General features: G+C 66.6%; 20 protein-coding genes. 3 read left to right on the plus strand and 17 right to left on the minus strand.

Annotation, left to right across the window (positions count from 1 at the left end; translation table 11 throughout):
- Nucleotides 1–22: 22 nt before the first annotated feature.
- On the plus strand, nucleotides 23–1117 hold the full coding sequence (locus V7672_RS05940; RefSeq protein WP_335623672.1) for a winged helix-turn-helix domain-containing protein: 1095 nt from the start codon (nucleotides 23–25) through the stop codon (nucleotides 1115–1117).
- Here V7672_RS05940 and lpxB read toward each other — a convergent pair.
- From lpxB to rpsB, 15 genes are all read right to left on the minus strand, one after another.
- Entirely contained in the window at nucleotides 1114–2283 is a 1170-nt protein-coding gene (lpxB, locus tag V7672_RS05945) for a lipid-A-disaccharide synthase (protein ID WP_335623673.1), read from the minus strand. The genes V7672_RS05940 and lpxB overlap by 4 nt on opposite strands.
- On the minus strand, nucleotides 2280–3119 hold the full coding sequence (lpxI, locus tag V7672_RS05950; protein WP_335623674.1) for a UDP-2,3-diacylglucosamine diphosphatase: 840 nt from the start codon (nucleotides 3117–3119) through the stop codon (nucleotides 2280–2282). Before lpxI ends, lpxB begins: the two co-directional genes overlap by 4 nt.
- Before the next feature lies 1 nt (nucleotide 3120).
- Complete coding sequence (gene lpxA, locus V7672_RS05955; RefSeq protein ID WP_335623675.1) at nucleotides 3121–3909, minus strand: acyl-ACP--UDP-N-acetylglucosamine O-acyltransferase; 789 nt, start codon at nucleotides 3907–3909, stop codon at nucleotides 3121–3123.
- Complete coding sequence (gene fabZ, locus V7672_RS05960) at nucleotides 3909–4370, minus strand: 3-hydroxyacyl-ACP dehydratase FabZ (RefSeq protein ID WP_335623676.1); 462 nt, start codon at nucleotides 4368–4370, stop codon at nucleotides 3909–3911. Before fabZ ends, lpxA begins: the two co-directional genes overlap by 1 nt.
- Nucleotide 4371: 1 nt before the next feature.
- The gene (gene lpxD / locus V7672_RS05965) at nucleotides 4372–5385 is read right to left on the minus strand and encodes a UDP-3-O-(3-hydroxymyristoyl)glucosamine N-acyltransferase (protein WP_335623677.1); all 1014 of its coding nucleotides are present in this window, start codon (nucleotides 5383–5385) and stop codon (nucleotides 4372–4374) included.
- A gap of 16 nt (nucleotides 5386–5401) precedes the next feature.
- Entirely contained in the window at nucleotides 5402–5989 is a 588-nt protein-coding gene (locus V7672_RS05970) for an OmpH family outer membrane protein (RefSeq protein WP_335623678.1), read from the minus strand.
- A 37-nt stretch (nucleotides 5990–6026) separates the two neighbouring features.
- Nucleotides 6027–8432 carry an outer membrane protein assembly factor BamA gene (gene bamA / locus V7672_RS05975; protein ID WP_335623679.1) on the minus strand — a complete coding sequence of 802 codons (2406 nt, stop codon included), beginning with the start codon at nucleotides 8430–8432 and terminating at the stop codon, nucleotides 6027–6029.
- 32 nt (nucleotides 8433–8464) lie between these two features.
- On the minus strand, nucleotides 8465–9679 hold the full coding sequence (gene rseP / locus V7672_RS05980) for an RIP metalloprotease RseP (protein ID WP_335623680.1): 1215 nt from the start codon (nucleotides 9677–9679) through the stop codon (nucleotides 8465–8467).
- 37 nt (nucleotides 9680–9716) lie between these two features.
- Nucleotides 9717–10910: a 1-deoxy-D-xylulose-5-phosphate reductoisomerase gene (gene dxr, locus V7672_RS05985; protein WP_335623820.1), complete on the minus strand. Its 1194-nt coding sequence runs from the start codon at nucleotides 10908–10910 to the stop codon at nucleotides 9717–9719.
- Nucleotides 10910–11734: a phosphatidate cytidylyltransferase gene (locus tag V7672_RS05990; RefSeq protein WP_335623681.1), complete on the minus strand. Its 825-nt coding sequence runs from the start codon at nucleotides 11732–11734 to the stop codon at nucleotides 10910–10912. The genes dxr and V7672_RS05990 overlap by 1 nt, the downstream gene beginning before the upstream one ends.
- Nucleotides 11734–12429: a polyprenyl diphosphate synthase gene (gene uppS / locus V7672_RS05995; RefSeq protein WP_442888999.1), complete on the minus strand. Its 696-nt coding sequence runs from the start codon at nucleotides 12427–12429 to the stop codon at nucleotides 11734–11736. Before uppS ends, V7672_RS05990 begins: the two co-directional genes overlap by 1 nt.
- 83 nt (nucleotides 12430–12512) lie before the next feature.
- The gene (gene frr / locus V7672_RS06000; RefSeq protein WP_335623683.1) at nucleotides 12513–13070 is read right to left on the minus strand and encodes a ribosome recycling factor; all 558 of its coding nucleotides are present in this window, start codon (nucleotides 13068–13070) and stop codon (nucleotides 12513–12515) included.
- A 27-nt stretch (nucleotides 13071–13097) separates the two neighbouring features.
- Nucleotides 13098–13844, minus strand: a complete 747-nt coding sequence (pyrH, locus tag V7672_RS06005; RefSeq protein WP_335623684.1) for a UMP kinase — start codon at nucleotides 13842–13844, stop codon at nucleotides 13098–13100.
- 135 nt (nucleotides 13845–13979) lie between these two features.
- Nucleotides 13980–14918 (minus strand): translation elongation factor Ts, encoded by a 939-nt coding sequence (gene tsf / locus V7672_RS06010; protein ID WP_335623685.1) that lies wholly within the window; start codon nucleotides 14916–14918, stop codon nucleotides 13980–13982.
- A gap of 92 nt (nucleotides 14919–15010) precedes the next feature.
- Complete coding sequence (gene rpsB, locus V7672_RS06015; RefSeq protein ID WP_335623686.1) at nucleotides 15011–15919, minus strand: 30S ribosomal protein S2; 909 nt, start codon at nucleotides 15917–15919, stop codon at nucleotides 15011–15013.
- A gap of 218 nt (nucleotides 15920–16137) precedes the next feature.
- Here rpsB and V7672_RS06020 point away from each other — a divergent pair, with 218 nt between their 5' ends.
- Nucleotides 16138–16821: a hypothetical protein gene (locus V7672_RS06020; RefSeq protein WP_335623687.1), complete on the plus strand. Its 684-nt coding sequence runs from the start codon at nucleotides 16138–16140 to the stop codon at nucleotides 16819–16821.
- On the plus strand, nucleotides 16818–17669 hold the full coding sequence (locus V7672_RS06025; protein ID WP_335623688.1) for a M23 family metallopeptidase: 852 nt from the start codon (nucleotides 16818–16820) through the stop codon (nucleotides 17667–17669). Before V7672_RS06020 ends, V7672_RS06025 begins: the two co-directional genes overlap by 4 nt.
- A gap of 10 nt (nucleotides 17670–17679) precedes the next feature.
- Here V7672_RS06025 and V7672_RS06030 read toward each other — a convergent pair whose 3' ends face one another.
- A complete protein-coding gene (locus V7672_RS06030) occupies nucleotides 17680–18042 on the minus strand; it encodes a GFA family protein (protein ID WP_335623689.1) in 363 nt (120 codons plus the stop codon).
- Nucleotides 18042–21503 carry a DNA polymerase III subunit alpha gene (gene dnaE / locus V7672_RS06035; RefSeq protein ID WP_335623690.1) on the minus strand — a complete coding sequence of 1154 codons (3462 nt, stop codon included), beginning with the start codon at nucleotides 21501–21503 and terminating at the stop codon, nucleotides 18042–18044. The genes V7672_RS06030 and dnaE overlap by 1 nt, the downstream gene beginning before the upstream one ends.
- Between the last annotated feature and the right edge of the window lie 100 nt (nucleotides 21504–21603).

A 21603-nucleotide genomic window follows, 5' to 3' on the forward strand; every position in this document is an offset into this window, starting at 1 on the left:
GACGGCTGAGGATTTTCTGAAATTGACGCCAGACGGCCTTCGCTTCGGTGCCTTCACCCTGGATCCCGCAAACCGGCGCCTGACGCGGGACGGCGACGTCATCGAGATCAATGGCCGCTATCTTGACGCCCTGATCCTGATGGCCCGGCGACCGGGCCGGCTGGTGACCAAGGATCAGTTCCTCGACGAGGTCTGGCGGGGGGTGCCGGTCACCGAGGAGGCTTTGACCCAGTGCATCCGCACCCTGCGGAAGCAGCTGGGCGACACGGCCGGGCGGCCCCGGTTCATCGAGACAGTCCCCAAGCACGGCTATCGCTTCATCGCCGCCGTGACGCCGGTCGAGGCCGACAGCGAGGAAGCCGATTCGCCGCTCGTCGTCACCGAACCGGCCGTCCCGGACAGTCCCTATGATGTGAAGCGCACCCTGCTGCTGGGCGGGGCCGGCGTATTGGGAGGCGGACTGGCGGGGGTGATCGGCGGGCTGATCTACGGGCTGATTGCCGTGTCCCATCCGCTGCAGCCCGGCATGGGGTCAGGATCGATCCTGCTGGTGCTGATCTGGCTGACGACGCTGGTGGCCCTGATGGGCGGGGCAGCGGTCGGTATCGGCATGGCGGCCACCGGCCTCGGACGGCGCGAGCCGAGCCCCTGGATTATCCTCGGCGGCGCGCTGGGCGGCATGACGGTCGGCGGCGCGGTCAAGCTGTTGGGGCTGGACGCTTTCAACCTGCTGGTCGGGCGTTCACCGGGGGACATCACCGGCGGGCTTGAGGGCTTTATTCTGGGCGGAGCGATTGGTCTGGGCCTGTGGCTGGGGGCACGCGGTCGCGATCCCCTGCCCCTGCGGCGCTGCATGATCACGGCGGGGGTCGCAGCGGCGCTGGCCGGCATGGCCATTCCCCTTTTCGGTGGCCGGTTGATGGGCGGCAGTCTGGACCTGCTGGCGCAGACCTTTCCGGAATCGCAGCTGCAGCTGGGCATGGTCGGCGGCTGGTTCGGCGAGACCGGTTTTGGACCGATCGCCCAGAGCGTGACCGGCGGTCTCGAAGGCCTGCTGTTCGCCCCCTGTCTGGTCGGCGCCATGATCCTGGCCCGGCGGGGGATGCGCGGCGACTAGGCGGCGGATCGGTCGGCAATCACCCCCAGCACCGCCTCGGCCGCGATCTCGGACGGGTCGCGGCCCTCCCGGCCCATGAGGTCGAGGGCGGCGGTCTGGCGGCGGGACTGGTCGGCGCGGGCGGCGGGGTTGGCCATGAGACGCGTCACGGCCGGGACCAGTTTTTCCGGCGTGGCGTCCTTCTGGATGTACTCCGGCGCGATTTCCTCGTCGGCGGCGTGGTTGAACAGGGTCGCGTATTTGCCGGTGAAGAAGGGCCGCATGATCGCATAGCTGAGCGGCTGGAAGCGGTAGGCGATGATCATGGGGGCGCCGGCCAGCGCCAGCTCGGTCGAGACGGTGCCGCTGGTGGCGAGGGCTACGGTGGCGGCCTTCATCGCGGCGTATTTGTCGTCTTCCTCGACCAGATGGGCCCTGACCGGCCAGTCAGCGACCTGGGCGCGAACGCTGGCCGCCACGGTTCCGGCAACGACGACGGCGACCTGGAGATCGGGCATGGACGCCTTTAGTCGCGCCACCGTCTCGGCATAGACGGGCGTCATCAGGCGAATCTCGGACGGACGGCTGCCGGGCAGGACCAGCAGCAGAGGCGCATCGGCGGCGATCCCGCGCGCGGCCCGGAACGCGGCCGGATCGGCACCAGACATGTCGACATGCAGCGCCTGTGACCCCACGACGGTGGTCGGCAGGCCCTCGCGCTCGAACCACGGCGCGTCGAAGGCGTAGAGGGCCAGCAGGTGATCGACAGCAGCGGCCAAGGTCTTTGCCCGGCCGGGACGCGAGGCCCAGACCTGGGGTCCGACATATTTGATCAGCGGCACATCGGGCATCAGCGGCCGCAGCGCCTCGGCCACCCGGATGGTGAAGCCCCAGCTGTCGATCAGGACCACGGCATCGGGCCGTTCGCGCGAGGCCAGTTCGGTGGTGTCCTTCACGCGCTGCTTGACCAGACCGTAGGCCTTCAGCCCCTCCAGCCAGCCGTGAATGGACAGATCGGCGATGTCGAAGGGGCTGACGATGCCCTCGGCGGCCATGCGCGGCCCGCCGATGCCGACAAGCGTCAGGTCGCCGCCCAGACGCGTCTTCAGCGCTTTGGCGAGACCCGCCCCCAGTGCATCGCCCGAGGCCTCGGCGGCCACCAGCATGATCTTCAGCGGGCGGCTCATCGAGCCTCGCCCCAGATGAACAGGCCCAGCCGGTCAGCGGTTTCGATCATGGCGGGACGGTCGATCAGGATCAGGCGTCCGGCCTGTCCGCCGACGCCGGCGAGCCCCGCCTCGGCGGCCAGTTCCAGGGTGCGGGCGCCCATGACCGGCATGTCAACGCGCAGATCCTGAATGGGCTTGGGCGCCTTGCCGAGCGCCCCCTTCCGCATGCCGGGTGCGCCGCGCAGATCGGCGGGCAGGCCGGCGACCCGCCGCAGCATGGCATCGGTGCCCTCCTGTGCTTCCACTGCCAGCACCAGACCGTCGCAGACGACGGCCCCCTGACCGATGTCCAGTTCTCCCGATTTTTCCGCGACGTGGAGCGCTTTTCTAAGGTCTGAAAGCTGTTCGTCTGTCGGTTGCACCCGCCCGAGGGCCCCGACCGGCAGGCTGTCGCCGCCGAGAATGTCGTCGGCGCCTTCCACGGCGAAACCTTCACCCTCGAAGATCGACAGGATCGTGCGCAGCAGGGCGTCGTCACCCCTGGTCGCCGCTGCAATGATGCCCGGCAGCAAGGTCGCCCCCTTGAGGTCGGGGCGCAGGGTCTTGAAGTCCGGGCGGCTGACCGTCCCTGCGAGGCAGACAACCTGACAGCCCGCCGACTTCATCTCGGACAGGATACGCCCGATCTCGGCCATGCCGGCCTCAATGCCGGGATAGCGGACCAGATGCGGGTCGGCGAAGCCGGACAGACGGATCACGTGCAGGTCGCGGCCCTCGACCTCGCAGCGGGCGGCGACGGCCAGCGGCAGAGCCCCGCCCCCGGCGATCAGGCCCAGCTTGCCCCGCGCGGCCACCTCAGCCCTCGGGCAGGCAGAGCGGACGGCGCGTGTCCCGGCGGATGAAGTCCACGATCTCAACGATCTCGGGCAGGTCGGCATAGGTGGTCGCGACCGCCTCCAGCCGCTGGGCGAAGGGCTGATCCTTGCTCTCGAACAGGTCGCGATAGGCGGCCAGCAGGCGCCGGATGGCAGTCTTGTCATAGCCCTTGCGCTTCAGGCCGATCAGGTTGAGGCCTCGCAGCTGGGCATGGTTTCCCCAGGCCGAACCATAGGGGATGACATCGCGGGTCACGGCGGCGAGGCCCCCGACGATGGCGCCCTGCCCCACGCGTCCGAACTGGTGCACAGCGCACAGCCCGCCGAGGAACACGCGGTCCCCGATCTCGGCGTGTCCGCCCAGAGTGGCATTATTGGCAAAGGTGATGCTGTTGCCGACCACGGCGTCGTGGCCGACGTGGGCACCGGTCATGAACAGATTGTCCGAGCCGATCACCGTCTCGCCGCTGCCCTGGGGCGTGCCGCGGTTAAAGGTGCAGTGTTCGCGGATGGTGTTGCGCGCACCGATGGAGAGGGTCACGCGCTCGCCTTTGTAACCCGTATGCTGGGGATCCCCCCCGATCACGGCAAAGGGATGGATGACGGTGCCCGTGCCCACGGTTGTGTCGCGCGGAATGACGACATGGCTGACCAGCCGGACGCCGGCCTCGAGCCGCACCCCTGGCCCGACGGTGCACCAGGGTCCGATCTCGACATCCCCGGCCAGCTCGGCCCCGGAATCGACCATCGACGTGGGATGAATGGCCATCAGCGGATCGGCTGTTCGACGGTGGACGCCATGGCCGCGAAATCCGCTTCGGCGGCAAGCTTGCCGTCGATGAAGGTCTCGCCCCGGAACTTGAAGATGTCACCGCGCTGTCGGGTGACGACCACCTTCATCCGCAACTGGTCGCCCGGACGGGCAGGCTTGCGGAAGCGCACGCCGTCGATCGACATGAACAGGATGACCTTGCCCTCGACCGAGACGTCCAGCGACTTGGACATCAGCAGAGCCCCGGTCTGGGCCATCGCCTCCACGATCATGACACCGGGCATGACCGGGTCGATCGGGAAGTGGCCGGGGAAATAGGGCTCGTTGTGGGTGACGTTCTTGATGCCGGTGATCGACGTGCCCGCGACGAAGTCCTCGGCCCGGTCGATCAGCAGGAAGGGGTAACGATGCGGAAGCCGTCGCATCACCTCGGCATAGTCAATCCGGTCTTCTGTCATCTCAGCTCTTGGGCTCGCCTCTGCTCTTGCCTGCCTGTTTGGCCAACCAGATGGCTTCGCGCAAGGATTGACGCAGCGGTTTCGCCGGATAGCCGGACCAGATTTCGCCCGGCGGGATGTCGGCCAGCACGCCGGCACCGGCCGCCACACGGGCCCCCTCGCCGATCGTGATGTGGTCGCCGATCCCGGCCCGGCCGCCGAACATGACATTGTCCCCGACCGTCACCGAGCCCGAAATGCCGGTATGCGCAGCCAGAAGACCGTTGCGCCCGATCACCACGTTGTGGCCGATCTGGACCTGATTATCGATCTTGGAATTCTCGCCGATGACGGTGTCATCATAGGCCCCGCGGTCGATGCAGGTGTTGGCACCGACCGTCACACCGTCCTGGAGGATGACCCGCCCCAGCTGGGGAATATCGACCGGGCCGGTCTTTGAGGGTGCCGCGCCAAAGCCGGCCTCGCCGATTCGAGCACCGGCGAGAATACGAACCCGATCCCCGATCAGGGCATGGGACAGGCTGACCAGAGAGCCGATCTGGCAGTTGCGGCCGATCTGGACACCGGGTCCGATCACGGTGTTGGCGCCGATGCGCGTTCCCCGGCCGATGCTGACACCCTGGCCCAGCACCACACCCGGTTCGACGACCACGCTGTCGTCCTCGAGCCAGGCACCGGGAGAAGCGGACAGGTCTATGGAGTGCGGCTTGTGCAACAGGTCCGCAGCGCGGGCCCAGGCCGCCTGAACCTCGGTCGACACGATTACCGCAGCCCCGTTCGGGGCCTGATCGACCAGGGCTTCGGACACAAGAACGGCCCCGGCGCGGGTCTGCGCCAGGGCCGCCTTTAGGCGACGATCGGACAGGAAGGTCAGATCCGCGGGTTCGGCGCGAGCCAAGGGGGCAACCCCCGAGATGACCCGGTCGCCGCCGCGAATGACCCGACCACCGATGGCGGCGGCCAGGTCATCGACCGTCCGTTCGGGGAGGGTCAGAAAGAAGCGGTTGTCCGGCATCCCTCCCCCGATACGCTTACTGCGCCGGCTGCTGGACCGGCACCGGCATGCGGTTGAACGACAGCGACGGCAGCTGCACGTTCAGGCGCTGGATCACCATGTCCGTGATGTCCATCTGCGGATTGGCTTCATAGACGGCCTCGCCGCTGAGCAGGATGCCGCAACCACGTTCCTGATAGACAGCGACCAGGATGGGATCCACGGCACGGGCCATGGCCGTACGCTGCTGGCTCAGGGTGTATTCCAGCTCCTGCGTCCGGACCTGCTCCAGTTGCTCGGCTTCGGCTATGCGCTGTTGCACGGCCTGGCTACGCTGGGCGAACTCCTGCTCCGGAATGGTACCCCGGCCCTGCTGCAGCGCCTGGATCTCGGCGCTGATGGACTGGCCATAGGGCTGCAGTTCGTTGACGACTTCCTCGGTCAGACGACGCATGCCCTGCTGGATGGACTGGCCGGCCGTCGACTGCACCATCAGGCGCGAGTTGTTATAGACGCACAGACCCGGAATCACCGGGCCGGGGTTTTGCGGGCCGGCAGCCTGGGCCAGGACGGGCGTCGCCGTCAGGGTGGCCAGGGCGACGGCAGCGATTGCAAACAACTTCATGGTTTTACTCACATGGCGGCGTCGGGGGTGACGCCTCTTAGAACTGGGTGGAGGTCGAGAAGCGGAAGCTCTCAGTCTTGTCGTAATCTTCGCTGGAGAAGATCTTGGAGATATCAAAGCGAATCGGTCCCACCGGCGCGCGCCAGTGGATGCTGATGCCAGCGGAGCCGCGGATCGACAGATCATCGACGATGCGCGTGTTGCGCAGGCCTGTCGTGCTGTCGAACAGATAGCGGTCGTCCAGAACGCCGACGGTGCCGACATCGGTGAACAGCGAGGTCCGGATGCCGTACTCTTCCGGCAGGCCGTTGGGCAGCGTCAGTTCCAGCGTGCCGATGACATAGAAATTGCCGCCGAGGGCATCGGTCGTCAGGGTGTCACGCGGACCGATACCCGCGGTCTCAAAGCCCCGGAAGCTGTTGCCGCCCTTGAAGAAACGGTCGTTGATCCGGACAGGATCGCCGCCCCAACCCGACACATAGCCGGTCTGGAACTGGGCCGTGACCACCCACTCGGGACGGATGCCCCAATAGGCGGAGGTTTCGGCCTCTGTACGAATGTAATTCACGTCACCGCCGAGACCGGCAATGTCCTGACGGATCGTGCCGACCCAGCCGCGGGTCGGCCGCACCGGGTCGTTTCTGCGGTCGACCAGGATGGTGTAGCCGGCCGAGGAGTTCACGAAGGAGCCGACCTGGTCGCACAGGGCCGAGGTGCCCTGACCCGAGACACAGAAGCTGTCCGGGACGATGACTTCATCCGCCTTGAGGAAATAGCGGGTGCTGAGCAGCGTATAGCCATTCAGCGGGTAGGACAGGCGCAGGCCCGCCCCCGTTGACCGATAGTCGTAGGACGAGAACTCGCTGAGGTCGTAGCGCGAGTGGAAGACGTCGAAGCCCGCGCGCAGGTCGCGGCCCATGAATTTGGGCTCGGTGAAGCGGAAGTCGATGTTCTGGCGCAGCGAGCCCCACTCGACGCGCGCCACAACGGCCTGGCCACGACCGCGGAAATTGCTCTCCGATACACCCAGATTGACGACGAAGGAGTCAACCGAGCTGAAGCCCGCGCCAACGGACAGTTCACCGGTGGGCTGTTCCTCGACGGTGACGTTGACCACTGAGCGGTCGGGGGCCGATCCCCGCACTTCCTCGATCGTCACATCCTTGAAGAAGCCCAGGCCGCGCAGGTTGTTGCGCGAGCGCTCGACCAGGGTGCGGTTGAAGGCGTCGCCCTCGGTCAGCGCCAGTTCACGGCGGATGACGGGGTCGATGGTGCGGGTGTTGCCGACCACGTTGATGCGCTCGACGTAAACGCGCTGGCCCTCGCGGACGTTGAAGGTCACGTCGACCGTGTCGGTCTCGGGGTTCGGGCGATAGCTGGGCGTGATTTCGACGAAGGCATAGCCCGCCGAGCCGGCGGCATAGGTGAGGGTATCGACCGCCTGTTCGATCTTGCCGCTTTCGTACAGATCACCCTCGCGGATCGGCAGGATCAGCTTGAGGAAGTCGGCGTTCAGGCGGTCGTTCTCGGTGACCACATCGACTTCGCCGAAATTATACCGGTCGCCTTCGTCCACCGTCAGGGTGATCGAAAAGGCGCTGTCATCCGGCAGCAGCTCTGCCACCGCCGACAGGACGCGGAAGTCATAATAGCCGCGGTTCGTATAGAACTCGCGCAGCTGCTCGCGGTCGTAATCGAGGCGGTTCGGGTCGTAGTTGTCGTTGCTGGTGAACAGACGCCACCAGCGCGACTGTTTCGACACCATGACCTCGCGCAGATCACCGTCCGAGAAGGCCTGGTTGCCGATGAAGGTAATGGCCTGCAGGCCCGTCTCGGGGCCCTCATCGATCTCGAAGATGACATCGACGCGATTCTGTTCCAGTTGCACGATCTTGGGCGTGACGCTGGCCGAGATGCGGCCGGACAGGCGGTACAGCTCGACAATCTTGCCGACGTCTTCCTGGATGCGGGCCCGCGTGTAGATGCCGCGCGGCCGGATGGTGACTTCCTCGCCCAGCTTGTCGTCACCGATGGCGTTGTTTCCCTCGAAAACCACCTGGTTGATGATCGGGTTCTCGACCACCTCGACGATCAGGACGCCGTTCTGAACGCCCATCTGGACGTCGGCGAACAGGCCGGTGCGCGACAGGGTGCGGACGGCGACGTCCAGCACGACCGGATCGACCGTGTCACCGGGGCGGATCGGCAGATAGGACAGGACGGTGGCGTCCTCGATGCGCAGGTTGCTGCCGCGCACCTCGATAGCCGTCACCAGCACGCGCTGGTCCTGGGTCGGATCCTGGACTGCGGGCTGTGCCTGAACCGGCGGCGGCGCCGTTTCCTGGGCCAGCACCGGCCCGGCCAGACCCGCGCCGATTACAAGCGCTACGGCGCTGGCGCGGCCGGCGAAGTTGTAAGGGGCGGAAAAGGAAGACTTATGCATCACGGGTCCCATCGGGGGCTGGCGCCGGCTCATCAAGCGAGCCCGCCGAGGAATTTGAACAGGTTCAGCTTTTGTAGATCGTTCCAGGTGGCGAACAACATCAAACCTGCCAGCAAAGCAAGACCGACCCTGAACCCGGCCTCCTGAAAGCGGGCTGCGACAGGCTTCTTGGCAACAGCTTCATAGCCATAAAAAACCAGGTGTCCGCCATCCAGGATCGGGATCGGCAAGAGGTTTAGAAAGCCAATTCCGATCGAAAGTATGGCAGCGAAGCTTGTCATGGTGACAATCAGATTGAAAACGGTCGCTCCCGGGTCCGGATTGGCCTCGACGGCCGCGCTGGTCAGTGCGCCGGAAGCCTTGGCGATCCCGATCGGTCCGCTCAGCTGATCGCCGCTCTCGCGGCCCATGAAGATGCGGCCGATGTAGCGAATGCTGGTGGCCAGAACGTCGCCGGTCTGGGAGACCGCCTTCCCCGTGGCCGCGATGGGCCCGTAGCGGACATGTCGTATCTCATCCAAGGCCGGAAGCAGGCCCAGGCCGATACGCCCCACGGTTATCCGGCCCGCGACAGGGTCGGTCACGGTCTCGCGTTCCGGGACGGCCGTGAGCGTCAGCTCCTCCCCGCCCCGCTCGACCATGAAGCGCAGGCGGTCGCCGCTGCTCAACGACACGATGCGCGTCACGTCGCGCGAATCCTCGATGCGGCGCCCGTTGATGCCGATGATCAGGTCACCGGACTGAAAGCCTGCGGCTGCTGCGGGACCGTCGGCAGCGACTTCAGAGACCCGCGCGGGCAGGATTTGAACGCCGATCAGCGAGAACAGCAAGGTGAAGACGAAAATGGCCAGGACGAAATTGGCCATGGGCCCCGCCAGCACGATCAGGGCGCGCTGCCAGACCGGCTTGAAATGGAAATAGTCGCGGATCGCCTCGGGGCCCTGCTCGGCGATAATCCGGCCCTTCAGCTCGGCCAGACCCGCCTGATCCGGCACGCTGGACGGATCGAGGTCGCCTGAGAACTTCACATAGCCGCCCAGCGGGATCCACCCCAGCCGCCACTCGGTGCCGTGGCGGTCGGTGCGCGACAACAGGCCCCGGCCAAAGCCGATGGCAAAACGGTCGATCTTGACGCCAAAGGCCCGCGCCACAAGGAAGTGGCCCAGTTCGTGGATCGTCACCACAAGCGTCAGAACAAGCAGAAAGGGCAGCACATAGAGCGGCGCCTGGGCCAGAAAGTCCATCATGCGGTCGCTCTACTCCCCCTCGTCGATCCGGACCGGATCATGCAGCCTGTTCGCGACGGTCCAGACAAATCCGGGCCAGGCGGCGGGCTTCCTGATCCACGGCCAAGGCCACTTCACAGGCGTCTCCGGACCCTCCGACAAGGCCCGATGCCGACGCCATCTCAAGCGTGTCGGCTATGACTGCGGCAATATTGAGAAACCCCAGACGCCGGTCAAGGAAAGCGAGGGCGGCGACCTCATTGGCGGCATTGAAGATCGCGGGCGCGGCGCCCCCCGTCCTCAGGGCCTGACGGGCCAGGTCCAGCGCGGGAAACCGATCCGTGTCGGGAGCCTCAAACGTCAACTGCCCCAGTGAGATCAGATCAAGGGGCGGGGCCTGCCAGCCGATGCGGTCGGGCCAGGCCAGGGCATAGGCGATCGGCGTGCGCATGTCGGGCGGGCCCATCTGCGCCAGTGTCGATCCATCCACGCATTCCACAAGGCTGTGGATAATCGACTCGGGGTGGACCACGACGTCGATCTTCGCCTCGGGCATGGCGAACAGCCAGGCGGCCTCGATCATCTCCAGGCCCTTGTTGGCCAGGGTCGCGCTGTCGACCGAGATCTTGGCGCCCATACTCCAGTTCGGATGGGCGACGGCGCGTTCGGGCGTGACCCGCGCCAGCTCTGACGCAGGAGTCTGCCGGAAGGGCCCGCCCGAGGCAGTCAGCACCAGCCGGCGCACGCCCTCGGGTCGATCATGGGGAAACACCTGATAGATGGCCGAATGCTCGGAATCGACCGGCAGGATTCGCCCGCCGGCCGTGGTCGCGCGCCTCATCAGGGCGGGACCGCAGCAGACCAGGCTTTCCTTGTTGGCCAGCCCGACGACGGCCCCGGTGCCCGCCGCAGCCCAGGTCGACTTGAGCCCTGCCACGCCGACGATGGCGGCCATGATCCAGTCGGCGGGCTGCAGGGCGGCCTCGATCAGGGCCGCCTCCCCCGCCGCGACCGGGATCCCCGTGCCCGCCAGCGCATCCTCCAGATCGGATTTCAGCTCGGGCCACGCCGTGACCACCAGGTCCGGACGCCAACGACGCGCCGCCTCGGCCAGGCGCTCGACGTTTCGACCGCCGGTCAGGGCGGCAACCGTGAACCGGGCCGTCCCCGCGCGCTCGGCCTCGTCCATGAGGGCGAGGGTCGAACTGCCGACGGAGCCGGTCGCCCCCAGAACACTGACGCGGCGATGCATCACGCGGTCGCATCCGTGAGAATGAACAGCAGGCGGGCGCCCGCGAGGACGACAGCTGCGAACATCAGGCCGTCGACGCGGTCCAGCAGCCCCCCATGACCGGGGATGAGGCCCCCGGCGTCCTTGACGCCGAAGCGGCGTTTGAGGGCGGACTCCCACAGATCACCCGCCATGGTGGCCAGCGCTGCGGCAAAGCCCAGCAGCAGGCCCCAGGCCCAGGTCGGGTTCGGGAGGTCAAGCGGAAGCACCGACGCGATCAAGGCCCCTGCCCCCGCGCCGGCCATGAGCCCCCCCGCAAATCCCGACCAGGTCTTGTTAGGCGAATACCGGGGCCAGAGCTTGGGGCCCTTGAACACGCTGCCGACAATGAAGGCGGCGACATCGGACGACCAGGCCACGACAAACACGAGAATCGTCCAGCTGAGGCCGACCCCGGACTGCCCATCGCGCAGCCAGATCAGCAGGATCGCGGGCCAGCCGAGGTAAAGCACCCCATAGGCGGCATCGAGGCCCTCCTGCCGGACCTGTTTGGCAAACAGACCGGCGGCGGCGGCGGCCAGCACCAGGGTGACCAGCGCCGGCGACATAGCCCCCGTGTGAGCGATGGCGGTCACTGCAATCAGCGACACGGCCACGGCCCAGAAGATCGGCCCCGGACGTTCGCGCGCGCTCATCTCGGCCCACTCGCGGGCGAGGACCACACAGGCCGCCAGCATAATGGCCAGGAACCACAGGCTGCCGGCCCAGATCGCCAGCACCGCCAGCGGCGCCAGGACCAGCGCCGAAATCACCCGCATGCCCAGGTTTCCGAACGGGATCGCCATCAGGACACGGCCATCTGTGGCGTCGGTGCCCGACCCCCGAACCGCCGGTCGCGCCGGTGATACTCCTGAACGGCTTCGGTGAGGGCTGCGGGCCCGTAGTCGGGCCACAGAATGTCCTGAAACACCATTTCGGCATAGGCCGCTTCCCACAGCAGGAAGTTCGACAGCCTCTGCTCGCCCGAGGTGCGGATGATCAGATCCACCGGCGGTCCCCGGTGGGTCGACAGGGCCGACCCGATGTCTTCCTCGGTGATTTCGGGGGCGCCTTCGCCGCGTTCGAGCGCCCGATGGACCAGCCTGTTTACCGCATCGGTGATGTCGGCCCGGCCGCCATAGTTGAAGGCTACCTGAAGCAGGAAACGATCGTTGTGGGCTGTCTGCTGCTCGGCCCGATCGACAATGGCGGCAATGTCGTCCGGCAGCCCCTCCCGGCGCCCCAGAATATGGATGCGTACGCCTTCACGCTTCAGCCGATCCAGATCACTGCCGACATAGGCCCGTACGAGCCCCATCAGGTCGGAGACCTCCTCGGCGGAGCGCTTCCAGTTCTCGGTCGAGAAACCGAATACGGTCAGGCACTGGATGCCCAGATCGGCGGCGCCCCGGACCGTGCGTTTCAGCGCCTGGACTCCCTCGCGATGACCGACGGCCCGCGGCAGGCCCCGCGCCTCAGCCCAGCGGCCGTTGCCGTCCATGATCAGGGCGACGTGGGCCGGTCCCGTGACCGCATCGGTCCGGGGAAGCGAAGGCTCTGACGCGTTGGGGGGCCCGGACGTCGTCACACCTGCATGATCTCGACTTCCTTGGTCTTCATCATCTCGTCGATGCGCTTGATGGCGGCATCCGTGTCCTTCTGGACCTCGGCCTCCATCTTCTTCTGCTCATCCTGGCTGATGTCGCTGGCCTTTTCCGCCTTCTTCAGGTCGTCGTTGGCGTCCCGACGGACGTTGCGGACGGCGATCTTCTGTTGTTCGGCATATTTGCCGGCCAGCTTGACCAGGTCCTTGCGACGCTCTTCCGTCAGCGGCGGCACCGGGATACGCAGCATCTGGCCATCGACGATGGGATTGAGGCCAAGGCCCGCCGCCCGGATCGCCTTTTCGACCGACACCACCATGCCGCGGTCCCAGACATTGACCGTGATCATGCGCGGCTCGGGCACGCTGATGGCGGCCACCGCATTCAGGGGCGAGGTCGAGCCATAGGCCTCGACCTGAACCGGATCCAGCAGGCCGGAGTTGGCCCGGCCGGTCCTCAGACCCGCGAACTCGTCCTTGAGCGCGCTGACCGCCTTGTCCATGCGGTCGCGATAGGTTTTCAGATCGGGCTTTGCCATGTCGGTCTCGCTCTCGTGGCTGTTCGTTCAGGCGTCGCTTCTAGCGCCGGACTGGATGACGGTGAAGGCACCTTCCCCACGCAGCACCTTCTCGAGCGAGTCGTCCTCGCGGATCGAGAAGACCACAATCGGAATGCCGCTGTCGCGCATCAGGGCGACGGCCGAGGCATCCATGACGCGCAGATCCTTGGCCAGCACATCGTGATAGGTCAGGGTCTCATAGCGGGTGGCCGAAGGGTCTTTCTTGGGATCGGCACTGTAGACGCCGTCAACACTCGTGCCCTTCAGCAGGGCGTCGCAGCCCATTTCGGCAGCGCGGAGTGCGGCGCCCGAATCGGTCGTGAAGAACGGGGCGCCGACGCCGGCCGCAAAAATCACGACCCGGCCCTTCTCAAGGTGCCGCAGCGCGCGGCGGCGAATATAGGGCTCGGCCACCGCATTCATGGTCAGGGCGCTCTGGACGCGCGTCTGCACGCCCATCTTTTCGAGCGCGCCCTGCATGGCCAGCGCGTTCATCACGGTCGCCAGCATGCCCATATAGTCGGCCGTGGTGCGCTCCATGCCGGCCGCTGCCTTGGACACACCCCGGAAGATGTTCCCGCCGCCGATGACCAGGCAGATTTCGACGCCCTGACGCGCCACACGGGCAACCGCCTCGGCCACCGATTCGACGGTCCCGATATCGATGCCGAACCCCTGATCGCCCATCAGGACCTCGCCCGACACCTTCAGCAGGACGCGCTTGTATCGATATCCGGACGAGGGGTTGGGCATGTCATTTCCGTCAGTGGAGGACCGCCCGTCGAACGAGCGGACATAAAGTAGGGGCGCGTGGGCCTTCAAAGCCCAACGCGCCCCCGTATGCAACGCTCCGATCACAGATCGGAACGGTATTTGGTGGAAGCAGCCTTAGCCGGCCGTCATCGAGGCGACTTCAGCAGCGAAGTCCGGTCCTTCGACCTTTTCGACGCCTTCACCCAGGGCCAGGCGGACGAAACCGGCCAGCTTCAGGTTGGACGAGCCGAGTTCCTTGGCCGTGTCGGCGACCAGCTGCTCGACCGTCACGTCGGGGTTCATGACGAAGGGCTGCTTGGACAGCACGACGTCCTTCTGGAACTTGGCGATCTGGCCGGACACGATCTTGTCGATCATGTTCTCCGGGCGACCTTCTTCCTTGGCCTTCTCGGTCAGGACAGCGCGTTCCTTCTCGATAGCGGCGGGATCCAGATCATCGGTGTTCAGCGACAGCGGCGCCGTGGCGGCGACGTGCATGGCGATCTTGCGGCCCAGCTCGCGCAGGGTCGTCTTGTCGCCCGCGCCTTCCAGAGCCACCAGCACACCGATGCGGCCGACGCCCGGAGACACGGCATTGTGGACGTAGGAGGCGACGACGCCTTCGTCGACCGACAGGCGGGCGGCGCGGCGCAGCTGCATGTTCTCGCCGATCGTGGCGATCAGGCGGGTCACTTCGTCCTGAACGGTCGAACCGTTCTCGAGCGTGGCGCCGTGGATGGCTTCCACGGTGTGGTGCTCGAGGCCCAGCTGGGCGAACGACTTGGCCGCCTCCTGGAACAGGTCGTTGCGGGCGACGAAGTCGGTCTCGGCATTGAATTCGATGGCGGCACCGATGTCACCCTTGCCGTCTTCACGGGTGGCGACGGCCACGAGGCCTTCAGCGGCGACGCGGTCGGCCTTCTTGGCGGCCTTGGACAGGCCCTTGGCGCGCAGCCAGTCGATGGCGGCGGTGATGTCACCGTCGGTTTCCTGCAGGGCCTTTTTGCAGTCCATCATGCCCACGCCCGAACGCTCGCGCAGTTCCTTCACGAGGGCAGCGGTGATCTCGGCCATGTTCAATCTCCTGATATTCGTAATGCGGGAACGGCCGGGCTGGTTTAGCCCGGCCGCGTAACAGTTTGGCGGTCGCGGTGAACCGCCGGGTTTCAGGCCTCGGCCTTGTCCGTCTCGGCAGCTTCCGGCGCAGCCTCGGCGGCGGGCGCTTCGGCTTCGGCGGCGGGGGCCTCTTCGGCGGCGATCATTTCCTCGGCGATCGCGTCGGCGTCGGCCGGCGCGGCCTCGGCTTCAGCCTTGGGGGCCTTGGCCTTCAGGGCCGGCTCGACCGGGGGGGCTTCCGAAGCACCGATGTCGATACCCGAGGCCGACTGGCCGGCGGCCAGACCGTCCAGAACCGCGTCGGCGATCAGGTCGCAATAGGTCTGGATGGCGCGGGCGGCGTCGTCATTGCCCGGGATCGGATAGGTGATGCCGTCGGGATCGCAGTTGGTGTCCAGGATGGCGATGACCGGAATGTTCAGCTTGCGCGCTTCCAGGATGGCGATCGCTTCCTTGTTGGTGTCGATCACGAACATGATGTCCGGCAGGCCGCCCATGTCCTTGATGCCGCCCAGCGACAGCTCCAGCTTGTCGCGTTCGCGCGTCAGGGTCAGCAGTTCCTTCTTCTGACGGCCTTCGCCGCCGGTTTCCAGAAGGGAATCCAGTTCACGCAGGCGCTGGATCGAACCGGACACGGTCTTCCAGTTGGTCAGGGTGCCACCCAGCCAGCGGTTGTTCATATAGTACTGGGCGCAGCGCTTGGCGGCCTCGGCCACCGGGTCCGACGCCTGACGCTTGGTGCCGACGAACAGCACGCGGCCGCCCTTGGCCGCCACGTCGCGCACGGCGACCAGCGCCTGATGCAGCAGCGGGATCGACTGCGACAGGTCGATGATGTGGATGTTGGAGCGCGAGCCGAAGATGTAGCGCTCCATCTTCGGGTTCCAGCGGTGGGTCTGGTGGCCGAAGTGGGCGCCCGCTTCCAGCAGGGTACGCATCGAGAATTCAGGCAGAGCCATGATCGTGTAGTCCTTTTTCCGATTCAATCCGCCGCAGACGGTGAAAAGGACCGACGGGTCCCTCGGAACGGCTCGACCGGGATGTCTCCCCGGAACGCGCCACGCCTGCGTGTGAAGTGCGCGGGCATATAGGCGAGATCACGGGAAAGGGCAAGCGCGGCATGTCTCGTAACGCCGTTCGCTCTATGCTAGGATAGCCGCTCGATCGGGAGGCGGCGATGAAACGACCCATGCTGATCGCGGTCCTGGCGACCGGGACGGCCCTGACACTGGGTATGGTGGCGTGGACCCAGGTGCGTAACGACGCCGGAACAGCGACGGGCCCCGTCCCCACAGCCGTGTTGCTGACCCCCACCCGCGAACAGGCTGCCGCGCGCGATGCGGCCCTGAAGGATCCGGTAACCGACCGGCTGCGCCGTGGCATGACGCAGGATCCTCGCACCCGGACGATGCTGGCCCAGATCAACGCCTCGACCGTACCGGTCCTAGGCCCCATTGATCCAGCCCTTATGACCACAGCCTTTTTTGTCTCGGGGGATCGGCATTACATGCTGGTCGTCGAGCGGGATGGCCAGGTCATTGAGATTTACGGCACAACGCGCGCCTTTCAGTCTTCCGCTCCCGCGACGACGAGGCCCGCTCCCCCGGCGACGTCGGCGCCCACGTCGGCGCGACGCCGAAGCGTCGTTCCGACGGCCGCCCTCCGTCAGGCCCAGGCAGCGGGGATGAGCGATATGCAGATCGAACCGACCGAATACGGGACGGACGTCGCCTTCAGCCGGTTCGGCGCGGCCTATAACGTCAGCTTCATATGCGAGGGGCCCGGATCTCCCGGATGCACGCCGGCCGAAGCCTTGGCCTTCGCCGCAGAGCTGCGGTTGATCGGCGGAGGTGGGCAGTGAGCCGCGCAAGTCCGAGCCGTCTGGCTCTGATCGCCTTGCTGCTCTCCCTCACCGCCTGCTCACCCAAGGGGTGCAGTGCGCCCTCTGCGGGCTCGCCCGACGCGGCCGAGGAGTCGGAGGTCCCGGCCGACGCGGACGCGCCTGACCCCGTCCCCGAGCCCGAACCGGAGCCGGAGCCCCCCGCCCCGGAACCCGTCAGCTGGCCGCACGAGCCGCCGGGTGCACTGGCGCCGGGGTCGGGGTCGGGCGCGACCGATCCGACCGTGTGGGCGCCCGGCATGCGTTTTCCGATGGAGGCGGCTCCGGCCTTCGCCAACTCCCAGGTCTATGGCTACGGCGGCTATCTGGCGCCCGGCCCGGGTGGCCAGTGTGACGATCGCAACTACAGCTATCCCTGGCGCGACAATTTCTGTGAGACCCGATCGTGGGACAATGGCCTTTGCCCGGCGGGACGCGGCCATCAGGGTCAGGACATTCGCCCCGCCACCTGCGTGAAAAAGGTCCATTGGGTCGTCGCCCCCGAGGCCGGCACCATCACATCCATCGGCAGCTATACGGTGACGCTGCTGGGGCATTCAGGGCGCATCTATCGATTCCTCCATATGGACATGGCCGGGGTTCACGCCCTCTTTCCTGATCTGGCCTCGCGGACAGTGACGCGGGGCCAGCGACTGGGGCAGGTGTCCAACGACTTTGGCGGCAACGCGACCACCATCCATCTGCATTTCGAGATCAAGGCACCGGTCACGAATGGTGGGGGAACCGCTGTGGTCATGTTTGTACCCACCTACCCAAGCCTGACCGACTCCTATGGCCGGTTGCTGTCGGTGACTCCGCCGACCCCGTGAGCCTGGGCCCTCAGACCTTGTTCAGCCCGTCAAAGCGGATCGTCTCGATGGCCCACGGCTCGACGTCATCGAGGGTGCGGACATTGACCGCGATCATGTCGCGGCCATCGGGCGCCTTGCCGGCCCCGAAGGGCTCGACGCCGCAGACCCGGCAGAACCGGTGGCTGATGACATGGCGGTTGAACAGATATTCGCTCAACCGGTCCTCGCCCCGGATCAGGCGAAACGCATCGGGCGCGACGAAGCCCAGCATCAGCCCCTTGCGATAACAGTGGGTGCAGTTGCACTCGATCACGCCCGACAGGTCCATGTCGGCTTCAAAGGCCACCGCGCCGCAGTGGCAGGACCCCTTGTGGGTCGTCGTCTCGGTCATCAGGCCTCCTCCAGCAGCACCACACCCGGCACCGTTTTCAGCGCCCCGCGCAGGGCCGCATCCAGCCGGTAGCGTCCGGGCAGTTTCACCTCGACCTCGCGGCGGCCCTCCAGGGTGGCGATCAGGCTGACCTCGCCGCCGCGTCCGCCGCCTTTCAGCGCCGACCGATCCAGCCGGGCCTTGAGCGCGGCAGGGTCCGACCCCCGGCCGGAGACATGGACCCGCAGATTCACATCCGATTGCTCGATGGCCGTATCCATGCGGCTGGCCTCGTCGCCGAAGAAGCGCACCTCGCCATCGCTGGCCTTGGCCCGCACCTTGACCATCAGGGCAGCCCCCACCTCCAGGACATCGCGATAGCGACGCAGCGCATCCGGCGTGAACAGGCATTCGAACTCGCCCGTCGGGTCCGAGAAATTGACGAAGGCGAATTTCTCGCCGCTCCTGGCGCTGGTCCGCTCCTGACGACGACGGACCACCCCGGCCATCAGGAAGGCCTCGTGCCCGCCCTCGGCCAGCGACAGGGCCTCGGCGGCGAAGGTCACCCGCTTGCGGCGCAGGGCGGCCTCCATATCCTCCAGCGGATGGCCCGACAGATAGAAGCCGACGGCCGCCAGTTCCTGGTCCAGCCGCTCCGGCCCAACCCAGGGTTCCACAGACCTCAGCCGCGGCCGCGCGGCGTGGGCCTGATCGGCACCGAACAGACTGACCTGCGACGAGGCCCGCTCGGCGGCCACGCTCTGGCAATAGGCCATCAGGGTATCGGCCTGGTCGATGATCTGGCGCCGGTTCGGGTGCAGGCTGTCCAGCGCCCCGGCCTTGGCCAGCCCCTCCAACGCCCTCTTGTTGACGGCCCGGGGGTCAACCCGCTCGAGGAAGTCGAACAGGTCGGCAAAGCGCCCCCCCTCCTCGCGCACCTGAACCACATGGCGCATGGCCTCGAGCCCGACGTTGCGGATGGCGCCGAGGGCATACAGGACCGCGCCCTTGCCCTGATCGTCGTACGCCACGTCAAAATCAGCTGACGAGCGGTTGATGTCGGGCGCCATCAGGGTCACCCCGGCCTTGCGGGCGTCCTGATAGAAGATAGCCAGCTTGTCGGTGTTGGAGATGTCCAGCGACATGGAGGCGGCGAAGAACTCGACCGGGTGGTTCGCCTTCAACCAGCCCGTCTGGTAGCTGATCATCGCATAGGCGGCGGCGTGCGACTTGTTGAAGCCATAGCCGGCGAATTTGGCCACCAGATCGAAGATGCCGCCCGACTGCTCCTCCGGCACGCCGCGTTCCGAGGCGCCCGCAATGAAGCGCGCCCGCTGGAAATCCATCTCCTCCTTCTTCTTCTTGCCCATGGCGCGGCGAAGAAGGTCGGCTTCCCCCAGACTGTAGCCCGCCAGGATCTGGGCGATCTTCATCACCTGTTCCTGGTAGATGATGACGCCGTAGGTTTCCTTCAGCACCTCGGCGAGGGAGGGGTGCAGGGTATCGACCTCGGCCCGGCCGAATTTGCGGTCGATATAGACGTCGATGTTCTCCATCGGCCCCGGCCGGTAGAGCGAGATCAGGGCGGTGACCTCCTCAATCGACTCGCAGCGCATCTTGCGCAGGGTGTCGCGCATGCCCTGGGATTCCAGCTGGAACACGCCGACCGTCTGGCCCGACGCCATCAGCTCATAGGTGGCCTTGTCGTCGAGCGGCAGCAGCGAGAAATCGACCGCCGCGCCGCGCCGCTCCAGATAGCCGTGCGCCCGGTCCAGAACGGTCAGCGTCTTCAGGCCGAGGAAGTCGAACTTCACCAGACCGGCGGGCTCGACCCATTTCATGTTGAACTGGGTGGCCGGGATGTCGGACCGGGGATCCTTGTAGAGCGGGGTCAGCTCGACCAGAGGCCGGTCGCCGATGACGATGCCCGCCGCGTGGGTCGAGGCGTTGCGGTACAGGCCTTCCAGCTCCAGCGCCGTGGCCAGCAGGGTCGCGACCGCCGGTTCGTCGTCCCGCGCCTGCTTCAGCCGCGGTTCCAGCTCGATGGCCTGGGCCAGGGTGACGGGGTTGGCGGGGTTGGCCGGCACCATCTTGGCCAGCCGGTCGACCTGGCCCAGCGGCATCTGCAGCACCCGGCCGACGTCGCGCAGCACGGCGCGGGCCTGAAGCGTACCGAAGGTGATGATCTGGGCGACGCGATCCTCGCCATAGTGCTTCTGCACATAGGCGATCACCTCTTCCCGCCGCTCCTGACAGAAGTCGATATCGAAGTCGGGCATGGAGACCCGCTCCGGATTCAGGAACCGCTCGAACAGCAGGCCGAACCGCAAGGGGTCCAGGTCGGTGATCGTCAGGGCCCAGGCGACCAGGGAGCCGGCACCGGAGCCCCGGCCCGGGCCGACGGGAATGCCCTGCAGCTTGGCCCATTTGATGAAGTCCGACACGATCAGGAAGTAGCCGGGGAACCCCATCTGCTGGATGACGCCGACCTCGAACTCCAGCCGGTCCCAATAGGCCTGTTCCGGGGCGGCGGCCTCGACGGCGGCCAGCCGCGCCTTGAGCCCCTCTCGCGCCTGAAACGCCAGCTCGTCGGCTTCGTCGCGCCCCGCACCGGTATCGAACCGGGGCAGGATCGGCGCGCGGGTGGGCACCAGGAAGGCGCAGCGTTTTGCGATTTCCAGCGTGTTGTCACAGGCCTCGGGCAGGTCCGCGAACAGCGTCCGCATGTCGGACGCCGACTTGAACCAGTGGTGCGATGTCACCCGCCGCCGATCATCCTGACCGGTGAAGGCGCCGTCGGCGATGCACAACAGGGCGTCGTGTGACTTGGCCCGGTCGGCCCGGACGAAATAGACGTCATTGGTGGCCACCAGCGGGATGTCGGACTTGTAGGCCCAGGCCACCAGCCCGGCCTCTGCCTGGCGTTCCTCCGCCAGATCGTGGCGCTGCAGCTCGATATAGAAGCGGTCGCCGAACATCCGGGCCATCTCGGCCAGGGCCTCATGCGCCTCGGCATCCCGGCCCTGGACAAAAAGCGGATCGACCGGCCCGTCCGGTCCCCCCGACAGCAGGATCAGACCCTCCGCATGGTCGCAGACGCGTTCCCACGCCACGCCGGGCTCGGCCAGATCACCGGCTTCCAGGTAAGCGAGCGACGACAGGGCGGACAGGTTGCGCCAACCGACCTCGCTCTGCACCAGCAGGACCACGGTCGGCAGACGGGCCCAGCGCTCGGACCGCTGCCCGCCGATGCCGGTAGTCGGCAGGGCGCACCCGATAATGGGCTGCACGCCCGTGGCCTTGGTCGCCTGGCTGAACTCGAGGGCGCCGAACAGATTGGTACGATCGGCGATGGCCACCGCCGGCATCCGGGCCTCGGCGGCCAGCTTGCCAAGGGCCGAGGCCTTGATCGCCCCTTCCAGCAAGGAATAGGCGGAGCGGGCCCTCAGATGGACGAAACTGTCGCCGAACGCCTCTGTCACCGACTGTCTCCCTGCCCTGCGGCCCACATACACGCGCATGACTATGGAAGGATTCTGGCCTCAGACACCCCGGCCGTTCCAATCCATCCCCAGCCGCGCA

Source organism: Brevundimonas sp. (assembly GCF_036963785.1).
Lineage (GTDB): Bacteria > Pseudomonadota > Alphaproteobacteria > Caulobacterales > Caulobacteraceae > Brevundimonas.

Coding starts and splice junctions, on each gene's coding strand:
- tsf (WP_335623685.1), bottom strand. CDS start 14,918: ATGGCCGAGATCACCGCTGCCCTCGTGAAGGAACTGCGCGAGCGTTCG.
- lpxB (WP_335623673.1), bottom strand. CDS start 2,283: ATGAGCCGCCCGCTGAAGATCATGCTGGTGGCCGCCGAGGCCTCGGGC.
- lpxA (WP_335623675.1), bottom strand. CDS start 3,909: ATGGCCATTCATCCCACGTCGATGGTCGATTCCGGGGCCGAGCTGGCC.
- frr (WP_335623683.1), bottom strand. CDS start 13,070: ATGGCAAAGCCCGATCTGAAAACCTATCGCGACCGCATGGACAAGGCG.
- V7672_RS06030 (WP_335623689.1), bottom strand. CDS start 18,042: ATGACCGAGACGACGACCCACAAGGGGTCCTGCCACTGCGGCGCGGTG.
- rpsB (WP_335623686.1), bottom strand. CDS start 15,919: ATGGCTCTGCCTGAATTCTCGATGCGTACCCTGCTGGAAGCGGGCGCC.
- V7672_RS05970 (WP_335623678.1), bottom strand. CDS start 5,989: ATGAAGTTGTTTGCAATCGCTGCCGTCGCCCTGGCCACCCTGACGGCG.
- bamA (WP_335623679.1), bottom strand. CDS start 8,432: ATGCATAAGTCTTCCTTTTCCGCCCCTTACAACTTCGCCGGCCGCGCC.
- V7672_RS05990 (WP_335623681.1), bottom strand. CDS start 11,734: ATGGCGATCCCGTTCGGAAACCTGGGCATGCGGGTGATTTCGGCGCTG.
- dxr (WP_335623820.1), bottom strand. CDS start 10,910: ATGCATCGCCGCGTCAGTGTTCTGGGGGCGACCGGCTCCGTCGGCAGT.
- V7672_RS06020 (WP_335623687.1), top strand. CDS start 16,138: ATGAAACGACCCATGCTGATCGCGGTCCTGGCGACCGGGACGGCCCTG.
- uppS (WP_442888999.1), bottom strand. CDS start 12,429: ATGGACGGCAACGGCCGCTGGGCTGAGGCGCGGGGCCTGCCGCGGGCC.
- pyrH (WP_335623684.1), bottom strand. CDS start 13,844: ATGCCCAACCCCTCGTCCGGATATCGATACAAGCGCGTCCTGCTGAAG.
- lpxD (WP_335623677.1), bottom strand. CDS start 5,385: ATGCCGGACAACCGCTTCTTTCTGACCCTCCCCGAACGGACGGTCGAT.
- rseP (WP_335623680.1), bottom strand. CDS start 9,679: ATGATGGACTTTCTGGCCCAGGCGCCGCTCTATGTGCTGCCCTTTCTG.
- fabZ (WP_335623676.1), bottom strand. CDS start 4,370: ATGACAGAAGACCGGATTGACTATGCCGAGGTGATGCGACGGCTTCCG.